This is a genomic window from Chitinophaga sp. (assembly GCF_036569125.1).
Taxonomy (GTDB): Bacteria; Bacteroidota; Bacteroidia; order Chitinophagales; family Chitinophagaceae; genus Chitinophaga.
Genome location: NZ_DATCRF010000135.1, coordinates 1 through 4,434, shown reverse-complemented (window position 1 = coordinate 4,434; position 4,434 = coordinate 1). Strand labels below are relative to the sequence as shown.

General features: G+C 47.9%; 4 protein-coding genes. 3 read left to right on the top strand and 1 reads right to left on the bottom strand.

Going from position 1 to position 4,434, the window contains the following annotated elements; all coding sequences use genetic code 11:
* A partial coding sequence (locus tag VIM87_RS04840) for a DUF7402 domain-containing protein (RefSeq protein WP_331995884.1) occupies positions 1 to 759 on the bottom strand: 759 nt, incomplete at its 3' end.
* Between the two features lie 218 nt (positions 760 to 977).
* Here VIM87_RS04840 and VIM87_RS04835 point away from each other — a divergent pair.
* The 3 genes from VIM87_RS04835 to VIM87_RS04825 form a co-directional block, all read left to right on the top strand.
* Positions 978 to 2,378 carry a Gfo/Idh/MocA family oxidoreductase gene (locus tag VIM87_RS04835; RefSeq protein ID WP_331995883.1) on the top strand — a complete coding sequence of 467 codons (1,401 nt, stop codon included), beginning with the start codon at positions 978 to 980 and terminating at the stop codon, positions 2,376 to 2,378.
* Positions 2,379 to 2,818: 440 nt separating this feature from the next.
* The gene (locus VIM87_RS04830) at positions 2,819 to 3,826 is read left to right on the top strand and encodes a glycosyltransferase (RefSeq protein WP_331995882.1); all 1,008 of its coding nucleotides are present in this window, start codon (positions 2,819 to 2,821) and stop codon (positions 3,824 to 3,826) included.
* Between the two features lie 57 nt (positions 3,827 to 3,883).
* Positions 3,884 to 4,434 (top strand): glycosyltransferase (locus VIM87_RS04825; protein WP_331995881.1); only part of this gene is annotated, 551 nt, incomplete at its 3' end.

The window sequence follows — 4,434 nt, the reverse complement described above, 5'->3', positions numbered from 1 at the left end:
GTAAAATGACTGCCAGGCATCTTCACCTTTGGTTGGGTCAACTGCTGCGGCGGCAGGCATAATTTCCAGTCCGGATAAGCTCCAGTCGTGGATCTGCCCGTAACCAAGTATATGATCTTCATTATAAACATAACCACCGCCCCACTGATTTTTATTGCGGGTATGAGGCGCGGCGCTCATCATACCAAAGGGGCGGCAGCCGGTTATAAAATAAAAATAACGTCCCCGGTTGGTTTCTATATAGGGATCAACCTTTGATACATAATCACTGTTATTTCCGGGCGCGTTAAAAACCTCTAATTCTGAAAGGCCCAGGTTCTCCCCATTACCGTCAGTCACAATAAAACGCAGCCATTTTATCTTTCTGGCAGGGAAGGTAACGGTTCTTGCCGCTCCGTTATTGGGGATGTTGTTCACCCATACAACCGATCCGTCGCTGAATAATAGCTTGCCGCTTCCGGTAAATTCTTTCAGGGAAACCCTGTCGTATAAAACCACCTTGTTTACAGCAACCGGCTCCTTCCAGTCCAGCTGGATCCATGGAAATCTTATATATCCCCAAAACGCTGTTTTACCTTCGCAGGCCCATTCACCTTTATCTGCTACGCCAATAATCCCATCGGTCACATGCTGAGGGGAATATTCCGGGCCATAGGCCGTAGATGCGGTTGCAGTAGCAAGTGGAGCCATATTGTCGCCGCCGGCATAAGCTTTATAAAAAAGTAACAGGCAAAACGCTGATAATAATTTACATTTCATTAAGACGTGGTTTGATTTCCGTGATTAGCCAGGTCACAAAAGTATTAATACTATCCAAACCGGGCATGCACTATCCCAACATTCAAATGAATTATTATAATGTTGGGCCGGGGATCGGTTTGCAAAAAACCTGGTTTTTTGTATTTTTAACCTAACCCTGCAAGGCCAACTTACCTTGTAATCCTCATCACTAAAATCCACGTTAAAAAAAGCACTTTATGTCAAACCAGGATCGTAATTCCCGCAGAAGATTTTTACGGCAAATAGGCGCCACCAGCTTACTGGCAGTAGCCTCACCACTCAGCAGCTTAGCCGCAAAAGAAAAAGCAGAAGAAAGAATGCTGTTCTATGAAAAGAAAATATCAACCGGCGATAAGATACGCCTGGGGGTGATCGGCTTTGGCATCCAGGGCCATTATGATCTGCAAACCGCATTAAAGGTACCCGGTGTGGAGCTGGCAGGTATCTGCGATCTGTATACCGGCAGGCTGGAAAATGCAAAAGAATTATTTGGCAAAGACCTGTTCACCACCCGCAACTATAAAGAGCTGCTGGATAAGAAGGATATTGATGCCGTGATCATTGCCACCACCGACTGCTGGCACGCACGCATCACCAAAGATGCGCTGGCAAAAGGCAAGGCCGTGTATTGCGAAAAACCCATGGTATACAAAATAAGCGAAGGCCCGGAAGTAATAGCAGCACAACGCAAATCCGGCAAGGTACTACAGGTGGGCAGCCAGCGCGTAAGCAGCATTGGCCTGGCAAAAGCAAAAGAGCTGCTGGCAGCAGGTGAAATAGGAAAGCTGAATATGGTAAATGCGGTGTACGACCGGCAAAGCTCCATCGGCGCCTGGCAGTATACCATCCCTAAAGATGCAAACGCAGCAACAACAGACTGGGACCGCTTTATAGAAGTAACAGAAAAAATGGCTTACGATTCCAAAAAGTTTTTCTGGTGGCGGGCATTTAAAGAAGTAGGCACCGGCGTGGCCGGCGATCTGTTCATACACCTGTTAAGCGGTACGCATTTTATTACCAACTCCAAAGGCCCGCACACCATTTACAGCACCGGGCAGTTCAGCTACTGGAAAGATGGCCGCAATATGCCCGATGTAATGTCAGGCGTAATGCAGTATGAAGATACCCCGGAGCATCCCGCATTCCAGTTAACCCTGCAGGTGAATTTTGTGAGCGGTACCGGCGGACAGGAGATCATACGCTTTGTAGGCTCAGAAGGTGTAATGGAGGTGCATGGAAATAATCTCGCTATCCGGCACAGCATTATGCCTGAAGCGCCCGGCTTTGGCGGCTATGATTCTGTATTCACATTTTCCAAAGCCATGCAGCAGGAAATGCAAAAGGAATACAATGCTAAATGGACGGAAGCCCAAAGACGAAGCCCCCGTAAAGAGGATGTTAATTTTAAAGCGCCTGATGGGTACGATGAGCACCTCGATCATTTCACTCACTTTTTTGACGCCATCAGAACCGGCAAGCCGGTAGTGGAAGATGCCGCGTTTGGCTTCCGGGCAGCCGCGCCCGCCCTCTCCTGCAATGAAAGCTATTTCCAGAAAAAGGTCATTACCTGGGATCCCCTTAATATGAAATTGGTATAATAAAAAAGATACAACAACGCGCACACTAAACACCGCACCACTTGTTTAGTGTGCGCTCACTTCCCAACAGCTAAAAGCTAACAGCCAACTGCCAACTGCTAACCGCCAACTGCTAGCTGCTAGCTGCCAATCTCCGCTGTAACACTGCATTGTACAATCATATACACTGCGTGGAACATTGTTCTCAATTCACCAACTTGTGGACAATGATTGCGCTTAAGTATTTCATTGTTGTAAAAACATTTATCCTGTTTTCACACAATCACTTATAGAAGCGCTTCTGCAAAGCGTTTCAGACGCTTCTTTTTTTCCGCAGCAACACCGCTCCCTTACAACCCGCTCTACGCGCAATTATAAAAGACTAGCACGCTCAAAACGTTTGGTTTGTTTCTTGAACGATTTGTTTTAGCAAATAATTCTCGATCAGTAAACAGAGCAGTATGCAAACACAGCGGAAGCCAGGCTTGAAAATATTCACGTGGCATATACACGGCAGCTATCTCTACTATCTTTCACAGGGCGATTATGAACTTTACATCCCGGTAAATGAAAGCCGCACTGAAGGCTATTATGGAAGGGGCGCAACTTTTCCTTTCGGCAATAATGTGCATGAAGTACCTGCAGCAGAAGTAAAGAACATGCAGTTTGATTGCATCCTTTTTCAGTCGGAGCGTAACTACCAGCATGATCAGTATGAGGTGTTATCCGAAGCGCAGCGGCAGCTGCCCCGTATTTACCTGGAGCATAACACACCTGCCGGCAGCGCCTGCAATACACGGCATGTAGTTAATGATCCCACCATTTTGTTAGTGCATGTTACTTACTATAATCAGCTCATGTGGAACAGCGGGCATACACCCACCACAGTAATTGAGCATGGTGTTACAGATGCAGCAGTGCCTTACAACGGAGATCTGGCAAGGGGCCTGGTAGTAGTGAACCACCTGCCCGACAGGGGCCGCACACTGGGCTGGGACATTTATCAGCAGGTTAGCAAATACCTGCCGCTTGACCTGGTGGGTATGGGTAATGGTGATCATGGTTTGGGAGAGGTGCTGCACCCGCAGCTGCCTGAGTTCCGCAGCCGCTACCGTTTTTATTTTCACCCGGTAAGGCACACCAGCCTGGGCCTGGCCGTGTGCGAAGCCATGATGCAGGGCGTACCTGTAGTAGGTTTGGCAACAACGGAATTACCCACCGTGATCGTTAACGGAGAAAACGGATACGTACATACAGACATCAATTACCTCATACAAAAAATGCAGGGATTGCTGGACAATCACGGCCTCGCCAACTGCATAGGCAGGGCCGGGCAGGAAACAGCGCAGCGCCGCTTTAACATTCACCGGTTTACCACAGATTGGTTACACACTTTTCACAAAGCAATAGCACAGCAGCAACAACCTTCAAGAACTGTAGCAGCATTACAAGCAGCTGTTTCTGAATAAAGGGGACAATGGGCACATCTGCCGGAAACCTCATCATTTATCTTTTAACTGTTAGTTATGAAATCACGGATCGCATTTATTAGTGAGCACGCCTCTCCCCTTTCCACTATTGGTGGTGTAGATGCCGGCGGGCAAAATGTTTATGTGGGAGAGCTGGCCAGGCAGCTGGTTAAAAAAGGATATGAAGTAGATATCTTTACCCGTCGTGAAGATGCGCAGCTGCCGCAATGCCTGCAATGGGCAAGCGGCGTAAGGATCGTGCATGTGGATGCAGGTCCCGCTCAGATCATTCCCAAAGAGCAGCTGTTACCCTACATGGAAGCATTCCGGAATAATATGATCCGGTTCATAGAACAGCATGGCATTAGCTACAAGCTGGTGCACGCCAACTTTTTTATGTCGGCAAAGGTAGCAGTGGATCTGAAACAGATGCTGAACATTCCTTTTGTAGTAACCTTTCATGCGCTGGGGCACATCCGCCGTTTGCACCAGGGCGAGCAGGATAAATTTCCTGCAGAGCGCATTACGATCGAAGAAGAAGCCATTCGCCAGGCCGACTGCATTATTGCGGAATGCCCGCAGGATAAAGAAGACCTGATGCAGTATTA